The organism is Thermostichus sp. MS-CIW-37, assembly GCF_054060065.1.
The window spans coordinates 1-17,596 of sequence record NZ_JBSSCV010000002.1; the positions used below are offsets into that span (position 1 = coordinate 1).

21 protein-coding genes and 1 riboswitch are annotated in these 17,596 nt (G+C 57.3%); of the genes, 14 read left to right on the top strand and 7 right to left on the bottom strand.

Translation table 11 applies throughout. From position 1 onward, the window contains the following. The 7 genes from ACVWYZ_RS01115 to ACVWYZ_RS01145 all read left to right on the top strand — a co-directional run. The coding region (locus tag ACVWYZ_RS01115) for a hypothetical protein (RefSeq protein WP_457465581.1) at window positions 1-182 on the top strand (182 nt) is incomplete at its 5' end. A 148-nt stretch (window positions 183-330) separates the two neighbouring features. Next, the gene (locus ACVWYZ_RS01120) at window positions 331-2,283 is read left to right on the top strand and encodes a bifunctional metallophosphatase/5'-nucleotidase (protein ID WP_457465761.1); all 1,953 of its coding nucleotides are present in this window, start codon (window positions 331-333) and stop codon (window positions 2,281-2,283) included. Window positions 2,284-2,640: 357 nt separating this feature from the next. Next, entirely contained in the window at window positions 2,641-3,168 is a 528-nt protein-coding gene (locus ACVWYZ_RS01125; RefSeq protein ID WP_457465583.1) for a hypothetical protein, read from the top strand. Window positions 3,169-3,219: 51 nt separating this feature from the next. Next, on the top strand, window positions 3,220-3,684 hold the full coding sequence (locus ACVWYZ_RS01130) for a GUN4 domain-containing protein (RefSeq protein WP_414418813.1): 465 nt from the start codon (window positions 3,220-3,222) through the stop codon (window positions 3,682-3,684). 45 nt (window positions 3,685-3,729) lie between these two features. Next, a complete protein-coding gene (locus tag ACVWYZ_RS01135; RefSeq protein WP_457465585.1) occupies window positions 3,730-4,467 on the top strand; it encodes a DUF1995 family protein in 738 nt (245 codons plus the stop codon). A 112-nt stretch (window positions 4,468-4,579) separates the two neighbouring features. Beyond that, a riboswitch (TPP riboswitch) is annotated at window positions 4,580-4,680 on the top strand. 5 nt (window positions 4,681-4,685) lie between these two features. Continuing rightward, entirely contained in the window at window positions 4,686-6,053 is a 1,368-nt protein-coding gene (gene thiC / locus ACVWYZ_RS01140) for a phosphomethylpyrimidine synthase ThiC (RefSeq protein WP_414343591.1), read from the top strand. Between the two features lie 206 nt (window positions 6,054-6,259). Further along, entirely contained in the window at window positions 6,260-6,646 is a 387-nt protein-coding gene (locus ACVWYZ_RS01145) for a VOC family protein (RefSeq protein ID WP_457385656.1), read from the top strand. A 138-nt stretch (window positions 6,647-6,784) separates the two neighbouring features. On the opposite strand, the gene psbM is transcribed toward ACVWYZ_RS01145, so the two are convergent. Together psbM and ACVWYZ_RS01155 are read right to left on the bottom strand one after the other, a co-directional pair. Next, window positions 6,785-6,892 carry a photosystem II reaction center protein PsbM gene (gene psbM / locus ACVWYZ_RS01150; protein WP_071818137.1) on the bottom strand — a complete coding sequence of 36 codons (108 nt, stop codon included), beginning with the start codon at window positions 6,890-6,892 and terminating at the stop codon, window positions 6,785-6,787. 86 nt (window positions 6,893-6,978) lie between these two features. Next, window positions 6,979-7,275 carry a 2Fe-2S iron-sulfur cluster-binding protein gene (locus tag ACVWYZ_RS01155; RefSeq protein WP_414350488.1) on the bottom strand — a complete coding sequence of 99 codons (297 nt, stop codon included), beginning with the start codon at window positions 7,273-7,275 and terminating at the stop codon, window positions 6,979-6,981. 360 nt (window positions 7,276-7,635) lie between these two features. On the opposite strand from ACVWYZ_RS01155, the gene psbB reads away from it, so the two are divergent. The 3 genes from psbB (at window position 7,636) to ACVWYZ_RS01170 (ending at window position 10,183) form a co-directional block, all read left to right on the top strand. Beyond that, window positions 7,636-9,168 (top strand): photosystem II chlorophyll-binding protein CP47, encoded by a 1,533-nt coding sequence (psbB, locus tag ACVWYZ_RS01160; protein WP_011431948.1) that lies wholly within the window; start codon window positions 7,636-7,638, stop codon window positions 9,166-9,168. A gap of 106 nt (window positions 9,169-9,274) precedes the next feature. Continuing rightward, on the top strand, window positions 9,275-9,373 hold the full coding sequence (locus tag ACVWYZ_RS01165) for a photosystem II reaction center protein T (RefSeq protein WP_011431949.1): 99 nt from the start codon (window positions 9,275-9,277) through the stop codon (window positions 9,371-9,373). Between the two features lie 399 nt (window positions 9,374-9,772). Next, window positions 9,773-10,183, top strand: a complete 411-nt coding sequence (locus ACVWYZ_RS01170; RefSeq protein WP_414355353.1) for a response regulator — start codon at window positions 9,773-9,775, stop codon at window positions 10,181-10,183. A gap of 32 nt (window positions 10,184-10,215) precedes the next feature. On the opposite strand, the gene purQ is transcribed toward ACVWYZ_RS01170, so the two are convergent. Both purQ and purS read right to left on the bottom strand, forming a co-directional pair. Continuing rightward, entirely contained in the window at window positions 10,216-10,893 is a 678-nt protein-coding gene (purQ, locus tag ACVWYZ_RS01175) for a phosphoribosylformylglycinamidine synthase subunit PurQ (RefSeq protein ID WP_457465588.1), read from the bottom strand. Between the two features lie 115 nt (window positions 10,894-11,008). Then, window positions 11,009-11,266: a phosphoribosylformylglycinamidine synthase subunit PurS gene (gene purS / locus ACVWYZ_RS01180; protein WP_011431952.1), complete on the bottom strand. Its 258-nt coding sequence runs from the start codon at window positions 11,264-11,266 to the stop codon at window positions 11,009-11,011. Between the two features lie 62 nt (window positions 11,267-11,328). Here purS and ACVWYZ_RS01185 point away from each other — a divergent pair, with 62 nt between their 5' ends. Together ACVWYZ_RS01185 and ACVWYZ_RS01190 are read left to right on the top strand one after the other, a co-directional pair. Beyond that, the gene (locus ACVWYZ_RS01185; protein WP_414330211.1) at window positions 11,329-12,102 is read left to right on the top strand and encodes an ABC transporter permease; all 774 of its coding nucleotides are present in this window, start codon (window positions 11,329-11,331) and stop codon (window positions 12,100-12,102) included. A 16-nt stretch (window positions 12,103-12,118) separates the two neighbouring features. Next, on the top strand, window positions 12,119-12,847 hold the full coding sequence (locus ACVWYZ_RS01190) for a 2-phosphosulfolactate phosphatase family protein (RefSeq protein WP_414384400.1): 729 nt from the start codon (window positions 12,119-12,121) through the stop codon (window positions 12,845-12,847). 136 nt (window positions 12,848-12,983) lie between these two features. Here the strand turns inward: ACVWYZ_RS01190 and ACVWYZ_RS01195 are convergent, their stop codons facing one another. Continuing rightward, window positions 12,984-13,268, bottom strand: a complete 285-nt coding sequence (locus ACVWYZ_RS01195; RefSeq protein WP_011431955.1) for a hypothetical protein — start codon at window positions 13,266-13,268, stop codon at window positions 12,984-12,986. 229 nt (window positions 13,269-13,497) lie between these two features. Between ACVWYZ_RS01195 and argC the strand changes: the two genes are divergently transcribed. Next, the gene (gene argC, locus ACVWYZ_RS01200; protein WP_011431956.1) at window positions 13,498-14,604 is read left to right on the top strand and encodes an N-acetyl-gamma-glutamyl-phosphate reductase; all 1,107 of its coding nucleotides are present in this window, start codon (window positions 13,498-13,500) and stop codon (window positions 14,602-14,604) included. Window positions 14,605-14,642: 38 nt separating this feature from the next. Then, on the top strand, window positions 14,643-16,085 hold the full coding sequence (locus ACVWYZ_RS01205; protein WP_457465590.1) for a hypothetical protein: 1,443 nt from the start codon (window positions 14,643-14,645) through the stop codon (window positions 16,083-16,085). Between the two features lie 163 nt (window positions 16,086-16,248). Here the strand turns inward: ACVWYZ_RS01205 and ACVWYZ_RS01210 are convergent, their stop codons facing one another. Together ACVWYZ_RS01210 and ACVWYZ_RS01215 are read right to left on the bottom strand one after the other, a co-directional pair. Next, on the bottom strand, window positions 16,249-17,292 hold the full coding sequence (locus ACVWYZ_RS01210; protein WP_457465591.1) for an AI-2E family transporter: 1,044 nt from the start codon (window positions 17,290-17,292) through the stop codon (window positions 16,249-16,251). A 165-nt stretch (window positions 17,293-17,457) separates the two neighbouring features. Continuing rightward, window positions 17,458-17,595, bottom strand: a complete 138-nt coding sequence (locus tag ACVWYZ_RS01215) for a hypothetical protein (protein ID WP_457465593.1) — start codon at window positions 17,593-17,595, stop codon at window positions 17,458-17,460. Between the last annotated feature and the right edge of the window lies 1 nt (window position 17,596).

Consider the following 17,596-nt stretch of genomic DNA (forward strand, 5'->3'; position numbering starts at 1 on the left):
CGGTCAATTTCTTGACGCAACTCTTGTGGGACTATCAGCTTGCAACGTACAGAGATAGTCTGGCTCATGGGCTTATTGTAGTTTATCCAGACTTTGACCAGCAAACCTATATGGAGGAGGGCTTTCCTCCCGACACCAAGCCTGCGGCTATGGTGCGGGCCTCCAGCCCGAAAATTTGGTGAACGCGGATGCGTCCTCTCTTGTGGATGGAGTGAAGGAATTGTCATGAAACCAGCTTGCCGTGCTCGAGGGTCTGCCCCTGCCAAGAGATGGCTCCCGGATTGGCTGAACCCTCTGGCCAGGTCCCTGTGGGTCGGGTTGTGGTGTTTGGTGCTGAGCCTGGCCAGCGCCTGCGGTAGCAGCAGCTCGGTTCCCCCAACCGGCGGAGGGGCTGGGTTTATCGCCTCGGATCCCAATGTGGCTCTCTCGACTCAGCCGCCCGCTTTTACCCTACAAATCCTACACGCCAGCGACTTGGAAGCCTCGATCGCTGCCGTACAAGATGCGCCGCGCTTCTCGGCGGTGGTGAACGCTCTGCGCCCCCAATTTCCCAACACGGTGGTGCTCTCCAGTGGGGACAACTATATCCCCAGCCCCTTCTACAACGCCAGCACGGATCGGTCTCTGCAAGGCCGTTACAACCTCACCCCTGGCAAAGCCGATATCGAGATCATCAACGCCATCGGTTTTGAGGCGTCTGCTTTCGGCAACCACGAGTTCGACCAGGGCACGCGCCAAATTCGCGACCTCATCCGGCCCGACACTGGCCGCGGCTACGCTGGGGCTCGTTTTCCCTATCTGAGCGCCAACCTCAGCTTCAGCGGCACCGGGGAATTGGCCAGCGCTGACTTTGCCGCCGATGGCCAAGAGGCCAGCTCCATTCGAGGCAGAATTGCCAAGACAGCAGTGATTACCGTAGGAGGGCAGCGAATTGGCTTGGTGGGAGCCACCACCACCCGTTTGGCGGCCATCTCTAGCCCCGGCCCCGAGGTGAGGGTAGAAGGCAGGGTGGACGACACCGACCAGGTAGGTGCTGCCCTGATCCAGGGCTTCGTCGATCAACTCACCGCTCAGGGCATCAACAAAATTATCCTCCTAGCCCATCTGCAACAGTTGCAAAACGAGGTAGCCCTGGCCAGCCAATTGCGAAATGTGGACATCATCATTGCCGGCGGATCCCACCGGGTGATCGCCAAGCCCACCGATCGCCTGCGCACTGATTTGCCCGATACCCGCACGGGTGACTACCCCATCTTGCGCTCCTCCGCCAGTGGTCAACCGGTGGCGGTGGTCAACACCGGCTCCAACTATCGCTACGTGGGCCACCTGGTGGTCAGCTTTGACGCCAACGGGGTTATTGCCCGCATTGACCCGGTGAGCGGTGCCTATGCCACCGACGACCAAGGGGTAGCAGCTGTCAGGGGCACCCCCAATCCTGACGTGGTTCGGGTGGCCAATGAGATCGGCAACATCATCCGCACCAAGGATGGCCGCACCTTTGGCTCCACCACTCAATTTCTCAACGGCCTGCGGGCAGAGGTGCGCACCGAGGAAACCAACCTGGGTAACCTCACCGCCGATGCCAACTTGGCCTACGCCAGAACGGTCGATCCTTCCACCGTCATCTCCCTGAAAAATGGCGGCGGCATTCGCGCTCCCATTGGGGCTACCACTGGTGGTGGCGGCGGTGAGCCGGTGCAGCGGATCCCACCGGTGGCTAACCCTGAGGCCGGCAAGCAGTCCGGTCAAATCTCTCAGCTGGACATCGAAACGGCCCTTGCTTTTAACAACGGCCTCTCTCTGTTGACTGTTACCGCTGAGGAACTGAAGCAGATGGTGGAACACGGGGTGGCGCAAACCCAGCCAGGAGCCACGCCAGGCCGTTTCCCGCAAATTGGCGGCTTTGCCTTTAGCTTTGATCCCTCGCGGCCACCGGGATCCCGCGTCCTCTCCTTGCGGGTGGATACGCCCACGGGTCGGGATGTGGTGGTGCGCAACGGCCAAGTGCAAGGGGATCCCAGACGCACCTTCCGCCTGGTGACCCTGGACTTCTTGGCCAATGGTGGGGATGACTATCCCTTCCCTCGCCTGTCTAACCCCAACCGGGTCAACTTGGCCCCCAGCTCTGGCATTACCTTCGACACCCCCGGCAGCGAGCAAGATGCCTTGGCTCGGTATTTGCGGCAGATCGGCGTGTTCACCCAAGCAGACACCCCGCCTGCCCAGGATACCCGCATCCAGAATCTGTCGGCCCGCCCCGATACGGTGCTGCAAGGGCTGTAGATTGGGTTAATGGACTGAGGCGGATGGATCCGGAGGAGTAGGGATTCCGATGCCAGACTCACTTCTTGCAAAAGGGGAGAGTGGCTTGGGTTAATTCCCTCAGCAACGCCATAGAAAATGTCTTGAGCTTTTTAGGAAAGACTACAGGAAGGGATCCCTGGCCAGCGTCAAGGATCCCTTTTCTTTTTCCTACTCCTATCCCTGCTGGTGTTACTTGGCAACGTTTGCCGGGGTGCCCAGGCGGGCTGTAAACCTTGCGGGCATTGCCCACAATAGGTGGATTTGTATACGGATTGAATTGCTTCCTCAAGGAGGAATCATTACCATCAAGGGTGACGTTCGCTCCTTTTGCTGTTCATGACTCTGGAGACGTTTTTTACCCAGCTCAACGCCAATGGCTTAGCCATTGCGCTTTTGCTCTTTGCCACCCCTTGGGTGGTTTGGGTTCTCTGCGACTGGATCCCAGGCCAATGGGAGGAGCCTTTTTTGCTCAGCTTAAGTATCGGCTTGGGAGCGGTAACTCTTGTCCTCTGGGCGGGCTACTTGGCCTATGCCACCAACACCGCCGGCTGGCAGGCGGTGGTGAAGCAGGCGGATATGTTCTTGCTGCTGGTGCCTCCCTGGACTTTTCTTAGCTCCATCTGGGTGGCACGCCAGCGCATGCCTCTCTCGCGGGTGCCGGCTTTTCGCACCTTGCAAGGGATCGGCATTTTGGCGGCAGTCTATCTTATTTTTTCTTGGCTCAGCCGCCGGGTTTATGTTGTCTTCTTTTCCCGCCTACCCTTCTCGACTTTCCTGTGGATCCTGGCGGGGCTGTTGGGGGTGGCGTACATCGGCTATCGCATCATCTTCGGGGATCCGCCCAAGTACCCGCCTGAAACCTGAGGGGACGGACAGCAGGGACTAAAATCAAGGGAGACCTTTTGCAACTTGGCAATGGTGACCGTCCCTCTGACTTCAGCCCTGAATATCGACTATCGTCCTCTGCAGGAGCTGTTATCGGCGGGAGCCTGGCTGGAGGCGGATCGGCTGAGCCTACAACTGCTATGTCGGGCGGCAGGAGAGGGGGCGGCGCGGCGGGGCTGGCTGTATTTTTCCGAGGTGAGCCGGATCCCGGTCGAGGATCTGCGCACGATCGATCGCCTGTGGCGGGCGGCCTCCGGGGATCGCTTTGGCTACTCGGTGCAGCGGCAACTGTGGCTGGGGGTGAACCGCAACTGGGAGCGCCTCTGGCCGCTCATCGGCTGGAAGCAGGGCTACCACTGGACTCGCTACCCTGACGAGTTCATCTGGGATCTGTCTGCCCCCAAAGGCCACCTACCCCTCTCCAATCAACTGCGGGGCGTGCGGGTGCTGGAGGAATTGCTCACCCACAAGGCTTGGGAAGACTCGTCAGGCTAGGCAACCGTTTCTTGAACCTTGTTGGATCTGATTTGGATCTGAGCTGTGGCGGAGCAACTGCAACTGACTCAATTTCCCGACCTGCCCGTCGATCTGGCCCAAGCCTGCGAACAAGCCATTCGGGCAACTCGCTTGGCCATGCAAGCGGGGTATCGCCGCCTGCTGATCGAGATCCTCGCCCCCGACCTGAAGCCGGAGGTTTTGGCTCGCCCTTTTTTGGAACTTGTGCAGCCACCGGCTTTGGTGCTATTTAGCGATGCCGGCGGAGCAGCCCTGGCCCAGCGGGAATGGGGATCCCTGCCAGAAGGGATTGAATTACAGAGCTTGACTTCCCGGACTCAACCTACCCCAGAACAGAGCCTCCTGCTGGTGATGCCCGCGGTTTACAGCTTGGATCAGGTGGAGCGGGTTTGCCAAGCGGTCAGTGGCGGGGATCCCTCTGGGCTGACTTCCAAAGGACAGGATCCCAAACCCGTCCTTCTCCTCAACCCCCAATTGCAGGATGCCGCCACCGTGGGGGTGGGTCTGGCCGGTCGCCGACTGCGCCAGCGGTTTCTGAGCACCTTCGAGACCAGCTACTACCTGCGCTCATTGGTGGAGGGAGCCCTGTTTCGCGCCTATCCGGATCCCTGGAGCGTGTGGCAGCAGGAAGAGCCCGGCCTCTACAGCGTCTTGAAGACTTTTATTGCCCAGCCCACCGGCGAGGAAGTGGCCGAACTGTTCAGGGCCAGCAAGGGAAAGGATCCCTGGTGGAGCTGGCGGCGCTGGCTGGGATCCCTGTGAGGGTCAGGATCTCATGGGGAGAGAGGCCAGGGGTGAGGGTTAGTACTATCTCAAACTCTTTTAATAAAGACTATAAAGCTCCCCGCCTCATCTCTATTTCGGTGATATGATCACACCACGCTAGGAGTGTCTGGGGATCCCCCCCAGGCTGAGATTACATCCTCAGAACCTGATCTGGTTCATACCAGCGTAGGAAAGCGAGCACTGGAGTTGACAACATGCGCAGCGAATGGGTTGCCCGTCGTCGTGGGCAAGCAAATGTAACGCAGATGCACTTTGCCCGTCAGGGCGTGATTACCGAAGAGATGGAGTATGTGGCCCAGCGGGAAAACCTGCCGCCGGAACTGATCCGCTCGGAAGTGGCCCGGGGTCGCATGATCATCCCTGCCAACATCAATCACACCAACCTCGAGCCGATGTGCATTGGGATCGCTTCCCGGTGCAAAGTCAATGCCAACATTGGCGCTTCCCCTACTTCTTCGGGCTTGGCCGAAGAGCTGGAAAAGCTGAAATTGGCCATCAAATACGGCGCCGATACCGTTATGGATCTGTCCACCGGCGGGGGCGATTTGGATGAAATTCGCACAGCCATTATCCAAGCTTCTCCAGTGCCCATTGGCACGGTGCCCATCTACCAGGCCCTAGAAAGCGTGCATGGCAATGTCGAAAAACTCTCGGCAGAAGATATCTTGCATATTATCGAAAAGCAGGCCCAGCAAGGGGTGGACTACATGACCATCCATGCCGGGATCCTGATCGAATATCTTCCGTTGGTACGCCACCGCCTGACGGGAATTGTTTCTCGTGGGGGTGGGATCCTAGCCCGCTGGATGTTGGCCCACCACAAACAAAATCCTCTCTATACCCACTTCCGCGATATTATTGAGATTTTCAAGAAATACGATGTTTCTTTCAGTTTGGGAGATTCTTTGCGACCGGGATGTTTGCACGATGCCTCTGATGAGGCGCAACTGGCGGAGTTGAAAACCCTGGGCCAGTTGACCCGCATGGCTTGGGAGCACGATGTGCAGGTCATGGTGGAAGGGCCCGGCCACGTGCCGATGGATCAAATTGAATTCAACGTGCGCAAGCAAATGGAGGAGTGCGATGAGGCTCCCTTCTATGTTTTGGGACCTCTGGTAACCGATATTGCGGCAGGCTATGACCACATCAGCTCCGCCATTGGAGCAGCCTTAGCCGGTTGGTACGGGGCAGCCATGCTTTGCTATGTCACCCCCAAAGAGCACCTGGGTTTGCCCAATGCAGAGGACGTGCGCAACGGCTTAATTGCCTATAAAATTGCCGCCCATGCTGCCGATATTGCCCGTCACCGGCCTGGGGCCAGGGATCGCGATGATGAGATGTCCAGAGCTCGCTATAACTTCGACTGGAACCGACAATTTGAACTGTCTTTGGATCCGGAGCGAGCTCGAGAATATCACGACGAGACCTTGCCGGCAGATATCTACAAAACGGCAGAGTTCTGCTCCATGTGTGGGCCAAAGTTTTGCCCCATGCAAACCAAAATGGATGCAGAGGCTTTGAGCGAGCTGGAGCGGTTCTTGGCCGCGCAGCCAACAGGATAAGTCTTGGTTCATCCCCAATCCAATGGGTTGAAACCATCTTCTGTCCTGCCTATGGACTGGGTTGGGATCCCAGCCTCAAGCTGTCAAAAAGTTGGGTCTAAAGTTCTGTCCTACCGCAGGGATCCCTACCCTTCGGGGTGGGGAGTGTGTCAAGCTGATCTGGAGGAGAACCGTTGCAGTTGGCTCACTTGAGCACAGAGGATGACATGGCACTTAGACAACTCGGGCATGTCGCCATCCGGGTAGAAGACATCCCCAAGGCGGTGGAGTTCTACCAAAAGCTGGGCATGGTCAACGTCTGGCAGGATCCCGACTGGGCCTACATGAAGGCAGGAGAGGATGGGCTGGCGCTATTGGGGCCGGGCTATCGCGCAGCAGGGCCCCACTTTGGCTTTGTCTTCGACAACCTGGAGGAGCTTCGGCAAGAACACCAACGCCTGAAATCCCAAGGGATCCCGGTAGGGGCCATTCACACCCACAGGGATGGCACGGCCTCTTTCTACGGCAAGGATCCCGACGGCAACCTGTTTGAGTTTTTGTATGAACCTGCGGGAACCTTCGACCAAGCCAAGGCAGCCCAAGCCACAGCTTGACTTAGCACCTTGAGGGCGCTCCCCCAAGTACTCTCAGTTTGTCCAACGCAAAGGGATCCTCTTGTACACAGGGGATCCCCTTTTTGACCGGCTTTAGGAATACCCCTTGCCCAATTTGAATCGGCAGGAGCTGCCCACTCAGTCACCAGATCTGCTGGAGGTTTGCACGTACAAAATCACCAGGAAGATGGCGGGCACCAGAACAACTAAGAGGGTGGCCAAGATGCCCAGGTAGTTCGTCTCCATAACTCACAAATGCCACAAGCCCAACTGGCAGTCAGCATACCACTCTGAGGTGCGACTTGCCCAAAGGGAAAACAGGCGGGCCAAGGCTAGGGCTTTGTTTTGACGGAAACATCCCCCAGCACTTTGGTCTGGCAGGCAAGGCGGTAGCTATCGGGCTTGCGCTTGAGCTTGCGGTTTTCTGCCTCGGTGCGAGGGGAGAGATGCTCGGATCCCTCGACAATCTCCACCACACAGGTGCCACATTGGCCGTTGCCGCCGCAGTTGAGCAGCTTGGCCATCATTTTGTAGAGATCGATCTGGTTTTCCAGAGCCTTCAGGCGCAGGTTAGCGCCTTCAGCGACGAAGATCTCTCGGTTCTCGTTGACGAAGCGGATCGTTGCCATACCCCTGCCAGAAACCACGACACCTTTCAGACTGAGCCAGGAGAGCGCTCACAGTTGCTAAGTATTGTAACATTTTAAGTCATATTTTTAATCTCCGGCGAGAGATCTGGGAAGATGATGCCTAAAGTGAGACGGCATCCTGCCTGAAGCCACTCAGGTCGGTAGCGTTTCGTTATACTGTTTGATGCCCGCGATGGAAATTCTGAGAGCGATATCCTCTTGGGTGCGCTCAGGGGTTCAAGCGGGTGCGGCACCCCTCGACTCTGAAGAAACTGCTCAGGTCAGGATCCCAGGTAAGATGTCGGCTTAATTTTGACTGGATATCGCGCAAGTGTTGGAGAACGTGGAGGACCGAGCTTTATGGGACTACCGTGGTATCGGGTCCATACGGTTGTACTGAATGACCCAGGTCGCCTAATCGCGGTTCACCTGATGCATACTGCTCTGGTAGCAGGTTGGGCCGGATCAATGGCGCTTTATGAGACGGCCATTTTCGATCCGTCGGATCCTGTCCTGAATCCGATGTGGCGTCAGGGCATGTTTGTCATGCCATTTATGGTTCGCCTGGGGGTGGTCAACTCCTGGGGCGGTTGGAATATCTACGGCGAGAGCGTAGCCAATGCGGGCTTCTGGACGTTTGAAGGGGTAGCTACTGCCCATATCGTTTTGTCCGGCTTGCTCTTCTTGGCTGCCTGCTGGCACTGGGTGTACTGGGATCTGGAGCTGTTCCGGGATCCCCGCACCGGCGAGCCGGCTTTGGATCTGCCGAAAATATTTGGGATCCACCTGCTGTTGGCCGGGATCCTCTGCTTTGGGTTTGGCGCCTTTCACCTGACGGGGGTGTTTGGCCCGGGGATGTGGGTGAGCGATCCCTATGCGACGACGGGGCACGTCCAGCCGGTGGCGCCGGAATGGGGGCCAGCCGGTTTTAACCCCTACAACGCCGGAGGGGTGGTGGCCCACCACATTGCTGCCGGCATTGTGGGCATTATTGCAGGTCTATTTCACATCACGGTACGCCCGCCCCAGCGCCTCTATCGCGCTCTGCGGATGGGGAACATCGAGACGGTGCTTTCCAGCTCGATCGCGGCGGTGTTTTTTGCCGGTTTTGTGGTGGCCGGAACCATGTGGTACGGCAGCGCCACCACTCCTGTGGAGCTATTTGGCCCCACCCGCTACCAATGGGATTCTGGCTATTTCAACCAGGAGATTAACCGCCGGGTAAATGCGGCCATGGAAGCCGGGATGACCCGCAGCGAGGCCTACAACTCCCTGCCCAAGTCTCTGCTCTTCTACGACTACGTGGGCAACAGCCCGGCCAAGGGGGGTCTGTTCCGAGCTGGCCCCATGAACAAAGGGGATGGCATTGCCATCGAGTGGCTGGGCTACCCAGTGTTCCGTGACCGCGAAGGGCGGGAGCTGACGGTGCAGCGGATGCCCAACTTCTTCGAGACCTTCCCGGTTATCCTGCGGGATGCCGATGGGGTGGTGCGGGCAGACATTCCCTTCCGTCGGGCAGAGTCTCGCTATAGCTTTGAGCAGGTGGGGGTGACGGTGGAGTTTTACGGCGGCAAGCTGGACGGTCAGGTGTTTACCGACCCGGCAACGGTTAAGAAATATGCCCGCCAGGCCCAGTTGGGTCAGTTGTTTGAGTTCGACCGAGAAACTCCCAAAGCGGACGGCACCTTCCACACCAGCCCCCGCGGTTGGTTTACCTTTGCTCACGCGGTCTTTGCCCTGCTGTTCTTCTTTGGCCACATCTGGCACGGCGCTCGCACTCTCTTCCGCGATGTGTTCGCCGGTATTGACCCCAATATGAGCGAGGAAATGGTGGAGTTCGGCGTCTTCCAGAAAGTAGGGGATCCCACCACTCGCAAGGTTCAGGAAGCCTAGAGCCCTTTTCGGCGATGCCGTCGGCACTCTGCTTCACTTTGGAGATGGGGTGCTGGCGGCTCCGAGTTAATCTGGAATCAAGCCCCCTTAGAAATGGAGGTTTTGTATGGAAGCCATCACCTACACCTTTATCCTGTTTTTGACGTTGGGCCTTTTGTTTTTCGCGGTCGCCTTTCGGGAAACTCCGAGAATTACCAAGAAGTAACCCAGGGTAGTGGCTGCCGTTCCTGCTGTGCTGGGCTCAAGCAAGGCAGAGGGAAGGTCAGTCTCTTTTGAGATTTGTGGTTTAGGCTTAGTTCTGGATGGGGCCGGAGCTCTCTCCGGCTTTCCTATTTGCGGTTGGGTAGCGGCAACTCGGAATGGAGTGATTCCAAAATAAGATTCCAAAATAAATAGTCAAGTAGCGGCAACCTGAGGATCCTTCCTTTTGGGAGAGGAGGGGGGAGTTCTCAGAGCTACTGAGACCCTTTTCGGTACTCTTCAGTACTCTGTAGGAGAACGCTTGTCCTACTGCTCAAATTGAACTCGCTAAGGATGCCTTAGGATAGCTTTTGGGATCCCAGAGACAGCTTAGCTTGGGTTCAGATTCAAGATTGGGTTAACGATGGCAACAGTGCTGCTGGTGGAAGATGATCCGATCAACGCCCGTGTTTTTGAGAAGGTGTTGCGACGGCGGGGAGGTTTTGAGGTCTTTCACAGCCAGGATGTGGAGCAGATTTTGAAGCTGGCCCAGGGGCACGAGGTGGATGTCATTTTGTTGGATGTTTCCCTGTCCCAGAGCACCTTTCGCGGCGAGGCGGTGGACGGGATCCGCATTGCCCAACTGTTGAAGGCGGATCCGAAAAGCAGCTCCATCCCCATTATTTTGGTGACGGCCCATGCGATGCGCGGCGACCGCGAGGCATTTTTGGCCCAGAGCGGGGCAGATGGCTACATTGCCAAGCCGGTGGTGGATCATGAGGAGATGGTGAATCAAGTTCGCCAGGTGTTGTCTCGAGGGCCGGGGCAGGGGTGAGTTCTCCTGGGGTGAGTTCTCCTGGAGAAGAGTTAGGCGGCGAAGCTGTGCAAAATCGACTGCCAGAAGGGGATCCCATCCTGCCCTGGCAAATCAGGATCTGCTGCCCGCTCGGGGTGGGGCATTAAACCCAGAATCCGACCGCTGGGATCGCAAATGCCGGCGATGTTGTCCACAGAGCCGTTGGGCGCAACCGGAGCATAGCGAAGGACGATCTGCCCTCGATCCTGCAATTGCTTGAGGGTATCCGGGTCGCAGGTATAGCGGCCTTCCCCATGGGCGATGGGCAGGGTTAGGGTGGATCCCTGGGGATACGCGCTTGTCCAGGGGAGATCCTGCCGTTCTATACGGATCCCCACTCGGTCGCAGATAAAGTGCAGGTTGGCATTGCGCACCAGCGCCCCCGGCAGCAGGCCCGCCTCTGTTAAGATCTGAAAGCCATTGCAGATGCCCAGCACATAGCCCCCTCGCGCCGCGTGCTCCTTCAGGGATCCCATCACCGGAGCAAAACGAGCGATGGCCCCACAACGCAAATAATCCCCATAGCTGAAGCCCCCCGGCAGCACCACCACATCCAGCTCCGACAAATCCGTCTCTCGGTGCCAGATCAGCCGCGTTGGGCAGCCCAAGAGGCCGCGGGTTACCCAGGCTACATCTCGGTCGCAGTTGGAACCCGGAAAAACAACAACGCCAAACCTCACGCCAGCCATTGGGATCCCTTAAGTGAGAGGAAAGAAGATGGTCAGATTAGAGGGATGGAAGAGGGGTTGGGGGTATTTTTGGAATGGCCATCAGATCAACCCCAAATCGCGTGAACCCATCAAATTAACCACCGATGGCAGCCACTTGGATTTGATAAGTCTCAATCACCGGGTTGGCCAGCAGTTGATGGCACAGCTCATCCACCTGGCGGTGGGCGGTCTCGGCGTCGGGGGCCTCTAGCTGCAGTTGGATATGCTTGCCAATGCGCACCTGCTGTACCTGGGTATGCCCCAGCTGATGCAAGCTGGACTGAACCGCAGCCCCGGCGGGATCGAGAACAGAGGGGCGTAGGTGAATCTGAATCTGGGCCTGGAACTGCATAGAATAAAGGCTGGATCTGTTACCAGTGTATCAGTCGGATCATCACAGCTTTGGGTTCAGTCATGGATGCGTCGCGCGTGGTGGCCATTGCCCACAACGTTTTCCGGGAAACGATTCGGGATCGGATTCTCTACCTGGTGATGGTATTTGCGGTGGCCATGCTGGGAGCCACTGTTTTGATCCCGCAGGTGGCCAACCAGGCCCACAACAAAATCATTGCCGACCTGGGGTTGGCAGCCATTCACTTCTTCGGCCTGATCGTGGCCATTTTCGTGGGCACAGGGCTGGTGAATAAGGAGATTGAAAAACGCACGGTGTATGTGCTGATCGCCAAACCCATGAGCCGGGCAGAGTTCATTGTCGGCAAGCATCTGGGCCTATCGGCGCTGCTGTCGGTGCTGGTGCTGCTGATGACGGTTGTGTTTCTGCTGAGCTTGCTGCTGGTGCAGGCCCCGATCCCCCTTTTGGCCATTCTCTGGGCAACAGTCTTCACTTTCTTAGAGCTGGTGCTGATTGTTGCCGCAGCCCTGCTGTTCGGGGTTTTCACTTCCTCGATTCTGGCCACCCTCTACACCATTGCCCTGTTCCTGATGGGCCATGCCAGCCGCGCCCTGCTGCAACTGAGCAAGCTGGTGAAAGATGCCGGATTTGGCAAACTGTTTGAGGTGATTTATTTGATCCTGCCGGATTTGGAGCGCCTCAATTTGAGAGATGCTGCGGTTTACGGCCAAGTTCCGCCCCCAGCAGAACTTCTCGGAGATGCACTGTACGGCTTGGTTTACACCCTTTTGCTGCTGATTCTGGCAGTGTTGGTGTTCGCCCGGCGTGAGTTCTGACGTTACCTCTTCCCCCATGCGTTTTTTCCACTTCTATACGCCCGAACAGGTGCCTTCATCTGGGATCCCGGAGTGTGCGGTGGCCATTGATGTGCTGCGGGCCACCACCACCATTGCCACAGCGCTGGCAGCAGGAGCAGAAGCGGTACAGGTGTTTGCCCACCTGCAGCAGCTCCAAGAGGCAAGCCAAAACTGGCCGGCTTCCCAGCGGCTTTTGGCCGGGGAACGGGGGGGCAAAGCAGTGGCGGGATTCGACCTAGGCAATTCCCCCCTCGACTACACTCCCGACCGCGTGCGGGACAAGCGCATCTTCCTGAGCACCACCAACGGCACGCGCAGCCTACAGCGCCTGGAAGGGATCCCAGTGGTGATTACAGCAGCCCTGGTGAACTTGGGAGCCGTGGTGGATTTTCTCAGACGGGGCTCCTTTGCCGAGGTGTGGCTGGTGGGATCCGGGTGGGAAGGGGCCTTTTCGCTGGAAGATACTGCCTGTGCCGGAGCCATCTTGCATCGCCTGGGCTGCTCTTTGAACCAGTTGGGCAACGACGAGACCTTGGCGGCCTTGGCCCTGTACCAAACTTGGCAGGACGATCTGCTGGGTTTGTTGAGACGCTCTAGCCACGGGCAACGGTTGTTGGGTCTGGGGCCGGAAAACGATCAGGATCTGGCCTATTGTGCCCAGCTGGATCGTCTCTCAGTGGTGCCCCGACAGGTTCAGCCTGGGGTTTTGGCCAACGGCAGGTAGATTCTGGACAGGTGGAGCGACCTGTGGATCCCACCACCCTCTAAGCTGGAAGTAGGCGGCCATTGTCAGCATGGGCTGGATCTCAACAGGCCGGGCGTAGGCTTGGGGATCCTTCCACGCCAGATATGGTCTTCGGCTAACCTGCTTGTGCCGTGTCGGGAGCGATGCCCAGCGCTTTCTGGTGCAGCCACGCCTGCCATTCCCCTGGGATCAGCTTGTTGTTAAACGCATCGCCAGAAACAAACATATCCCGCTGATTCTGGGCCAACACAAAAATGGAGCGGCGATCGAAATGGGAAGTGAGCTTGTAGAGGGTGTAGGGGCCTTCTGAGTAGAGGGTCAGCGTTTCTTGATCCAGACCGTGGCGGCTGCTTTGGCCATAGGCCCGCAAGACCATGTTGATCAATCGCTCATAGTGCATAGACCGCAGATTAGAAAGCTACACAGAACATAGACAGATATTACGGAAGCCGCTGCCAAGGCCCGAGCGGCTCAGGTGAACCCAGCATAACAAATCCCCCTGGATGGCCACGCAACGCTAACGCGAATGAAAACGCGAATGGACAAGATGCAGCGTCAAATGGGGTAAGAAAATGCGATAGAACTTAAGGCAAGCCATCACGCAACCCTCTTGCACAGGCAGCCCCCCCATGGCCAACATGGCGCCCCGCCCACCCCACCCCACAGAGCCTGTCCGCATTGGCATCGTCGGCGCTTCCGGCTACGGAGGGGTACAGTTGGTGCGGCTGCTGAGCGAGCACCCTGGCGTGCAGATCACCTACCTGGCTGGGCAAGACAGCGCCGGCAAGCGCTACGGGGATCTCTATCCCCAGTTGGCCCAGGCGGTGGATCTGACCGTTCAGCCGGTAGAGGTGGATCGCATTGCCGCCAACAGCGATGTGGTGTTTTTGTCTCTCCCCAATGGGCTGGCTGCCGAGCTGGCCCCGCCCTTGCTGGCCAAAGGGTGCAAAGTCTTAGATCTGTCGGCAGATTACCGCTTTCGCAACCTGGCCACCTACCAATCTTGGTACCGCATGGGTCAGACGGATCCCAACTGGCCCAGCCCTGCCTATCGCCAGGCCAATGAGCAGGCGGTCTATGGGTTGCCGGAACTTTATCGCGAGGCGATTGCCCAAGCCCAACTGGTGGGCTGTCCCGGCTGTTATCCCACTGCCTCATTGTTGGCGGTTGCTCCTCTGCTGCGGCAGGGGTTGGTGGAGCTGGACAGCCTCATTTTCGATGCCAAATCCGGCGTTTCGGGGGCAGGCCGTACCCCCAAGGTGGGATCCCTGTTTGCCGAAGTGGACGGCTCTCTGGCAGCCTATGGAGTGGCCCAGCACCGGCATACGCCCGAGATCGAGCAAGCCTGCACCGACCTAACCCACACCCCCATCACCGTGCAATTTACGCCCCATCTGGTGCCCATGGTGCGGGGGATCCACGTCACGTTGTATGCCACCCTGCGGGATCCCGGCTTTGTGGGGGAAGATTTGCTCACCATTTACAATGCTTTCTATCGCCAATCTCCTTGGGTGAAGGTGCTGCCGCGGGGGGTCTACCCGCAAACCAAATGGGTCTCCGGCACCAACACCTGCATGATCGGGGTGGAGGTGGACAGCCGCACCAACCGCGTTATCGTCCTGTCGGTGATCGACAACCTGATGAAAGGGCAAGCCGGGCAGGCAGTGCAGTGTCTCAACTTGATGATGGGATGGCCGGAAACGTTGGGTTTGCCTCGGCTGGCGTTTTACCCCTAGCTATAATGCCCGTGATCCCCTTGAAGCGGATTCTGTCCATGTCTGAACCCCTGAATCCCCCTTTCCATTCCGAGCCCCAAAACGCCTCGCCCAGCTCAAAGGTTGCCTCAGATGCCGTCAATGGCGCTGCTGAGGGCCTGAACTGGGAGGAGCTGTGGCGGCAGCTGGAAGCGGGCTGGCAGGATCTACCCCGTCGCTCCGAAGAGACGGTGCAACAGACCCTGGCTCGCCTGCAACTGGAGTGGGGCGGGCTGTGCCGAGAGGCGCGGGATCGGCTGCAAAGCGCTCTGGAACAGTCGAGAACGGCGGGATCCCCAGAGCCCATCCACCGAGAGCTGCAAGCGCTCTTGCCCCTGCTTAACCCCTGCCAATGGGAAGTGGTCATTGGCTCTTTGCGGCGGGCTGCGGATCGCGCCTGGGTGGCCAGCTTGCTGTATCACGGCTTGCAGGAAGCGGCCTATCCAGAGGCGGAAAGCCACGGGATCCCTTCTTGGGCTCGGACGCTGACCTCTGACCAACGCTCTGCTCTGGAGGCGATGAGTGCCCGTGCCTATGGCAACAGCCGCCTGCCTTTGGTGATGGACAAAAGCGGCCAGATTCAAGTAAAGGCCTCAGCCGCCTTGTTGGCCGCCTTGATCGCCATCGAGATCGGCAGTGTGGGTTCGGCAGGTGCCTTGTCCTTGCTGGGCACACCGGAGCTGCGCAAGCTCTTGAATGCCGAGGGCAAGCTGCGGCGAACTGGCTTAAAACAGGGACGAACTGCCCTCACAGAAGAAGAATGGCAAACGCTGCGCCGTTGGCTGGATCCCAAGGGATCTCCTCCCGACTGGTATCTCAATCTCACTCAAGTGGGGATCCAGACCACCCAAGTAGGGGACTATGTGGCACGGCGGCTGCGGGAGTTTTTCCAGAGCGAGTGGATCAAGCTCGTGATCCCTCCCTTGTATCACCTGGTCATCGATGCAGTGCGGCTGCTGACGGGAGAAGTGTTTCTCAGCGTGGGCACCACCCTGGAATCGGCTTTGGAATCGGCAGAGGCAGGGCGGCGACTGGAGTTGGTGCTGCAAGCCTTGCCCCAAGCGCGGAATATTCCCAGCCCCGACCGGATCCAAGCTGCCATCCCCGCTGTGGTGGAAGCTGCCGAGAAAATCCTCAGACCCCTGCTGGCCCGCCAGTTGATGACCGTGGCGGACATCTTCGATCCGCCCATTCGCAACGAGAGCTTAAATGAATTGGGGCGGCAGCTCAACCTCTGGAACCCCTTCCAGTTTCTGCTCACCTGGAGCACGGCTGGCTGGCTGGAGGCCCTTCTGGATCAGATCAGCGAGTTGCAGCAGACCTACCCGGAAATGCCCCTGTGGGAGAGCTATCGCCAGGGCCTTGAAACGGCAGCGCAAGCTCCACGGGTAATGGAGCAGGCGGAGGCTCTGCGTCTAACGGCCAAGAGTCTGGATCCCAAGTTGGATCCCTTGGAAGATTGAACTGATGATGCATAGGAAAGAAAATTGCAGACAACTCCCATAGCATCCACAAGGTGAGGCCGGCAGGGTAGGCGGGATCTTCTCCACGCCAAAGACAAATCTGTACAGGTTGTAGATGGTGCCCGGCGAAACATCTACCCCCAGGGTCAGCTTTGGGTGAACCTCACCGCTTTGGATCCCCTTTCATCTCATCGATCTCCAGCAGGTTGATCAATACCCCCGTCACCGGAATAGCCAAGAACACCCCCAGCAAACCGGCCACAGTGCCACCCACAAAGAGGGAGAAAAACATAACCACCGGGCTGATGTTCAGGGATCCCTGCATCACACGGGGCAAGAGCAAGTTTTCTTCCACCTGCTGCAGAGAAATACAGATCACCAAAACCTGGATAGAAAGCCATACACTTTGCGGTAAGACAATTAGAGCAATTAAGCTAATGCCAATAGTGGCTCCAATTCCCGGAATCAAGTCAAACAGCCCTGCAATCAAAGCTAAAGTTAGTGCCGAAGGGATCTCAAGCAGTAAAAATACCAGAAAGGTTGAGATGGCAAAGAAAAATGACAGCACAACCCGACCCCAGAAAAATCCCAGGAAGTTCCGTCGTACACTCCCGGTAATTCGATCTTTCCAATCTTCTGGAAAGGGTTTTAGAAATAAGTTCCACAGTCGCTTGCCATCTAAAAGCATGAAAAAAGCAACGATGAAGATTAAAAACAGATTGACCAAACCCAAGAGCAAGATGCGCAAAGTCAACACACCAGAGCCCAACAGGTTTAGAGTTTGGTCTTTGATTTGCTGCTCAAATTCTTGGATATCGACTGTAATGTTAAAATTTCCCAGCAGGCGCTCCAACTGATCAATGGCATCGAAAATAGTATTCAGAAATGCCGCAATACTCTCTTGAAGCTGAGGTAACTGCGAAATTAATGTCAGGCCTAGCACTGCGGTCATACTGGACAGGAGAATAACCGTAATAAAAGTTACCAAATAAACTGAGAAATTGTGAGAGAAAAAGCGGCTCAACCAACCCACTGGATAGCTGAGCAAATAGGCCAGAATAGCCGCCAACACAAAAATAGTGATGACCAGCTCAAAATAAGCCAGCACTTGGGATATCGCCCAAGCACAAGCCAAGGTCAGTAAAATGCGCAACAACTGAGAGTTGTTGAGTTTAGCCCAACCAGGCCAACGGGAAGGGGCAGGCATCAGGCTCCCGTCTGAATGGTTTTCCTATCTTGGCTTAATCTCTTGCGGTATCACATCGGGATGTTGATTCGGGTAGATCTGGGTGTCTGCCTAGCTAACAGTGCTCATTGGGACAAGGCCAGCGGACTGGTTTCCAACCTATTCCCAAGTTAGCCATCCAGGCGGCTAGGAAAACTCCACCCACGCCACCAACTGGCCACCCCCGTAAGCAAGGGGAATGTCGAACAAAAACATGCGGGTCAAGGACGTGACCGGTAAGATCCAAGCAGGGATCCCCAAATAAAGAAACGAAGTAGAAACCAAC